Below are 676 nucleotides of genomic sequence, written 5' to 3'. Positions count from 1 at the left end.
ACTTCTGGGATGCTCTCGTCGCCGATTGTCGCGCGATCACTGAGGATCGCTTGCGGAGCGGAGAGATGAATTCGCTCTGGGGGGTCACGCCGATCGTCAATCTGACTTCGGGCGTCGCCGCAGACCGTGCCTTGGGCGTCAATGCGCGCTCGCTCGTGTTTACGACGTACCATACGTCTTCGAATTTCGATTTTGTATGCTCTGAAATTCAAGCGCGCCTCGTGGCCGAGCGGGGCGAGGACTGGTTCCTGTTTCGATGGCTCATGCTGATCTGGGCGATCGCCAACTTCGATTTTTTTCATCTCTACAACGATCGCGGCATCATCGAGCCGGCAGGTGGCTACGGCAGTCCCCGCTTCGGAATTGCGGTGCGCGAGATGGAAATCTATCGGCAGGCCGGGAAACGGCTCTATACCTACGCATATGGCGCAGACCACAGAACGCGCGAAAAAAACATGGCGCTGGGAAAATGGAATTTCTGCTCGGAATGTCCTGATCCGGGCGTCTATTGTGTCTGCGACGATGCCGGTGGCGCTGCCATGCTGCAAGTCATCAGGGAGTACTCAACGGCCGTGGTCGCGCATGGGCTCGCCATGAAGCTCATTCCTGGTGCTCGAAATGTGCCGTACTTGACGGTCGATGTTGACAGGGTATCTCCCGGGCCACCCCGGAGTCG

1 protein-coding gene is annotated in these 676 nt (G+C 58.1%); it reads left to right on the top strand.

The window, feature by feature from the left end; translation table 11 throughout:
• Positions 1 to 65 precede the first annotated feature (65 nt).
• On the top strand, positions 66 to 676 hold a 611-nt coding region (locus NS334_RS17040), incomplete at its 3' end, for a hypothetical protein (RefSeq protein ID WP_153002830.1).

This window comes from Sphingomonas endophytica (assembly GCF_001476895.1).
Classification (GTDB): domain Bacteria; phylum Pseudomonadota; class Alphaproteobacteria; order Sphingomonadales; family Sphingomonadaceae; genus Sphingomonas; species Sphingomonas endophytica_A.
The sequence above is the reverse complement of the archived record's forward strand: the minus strand, read 5'-3'. Positions and strand labels throughout refer to the sequence as shown.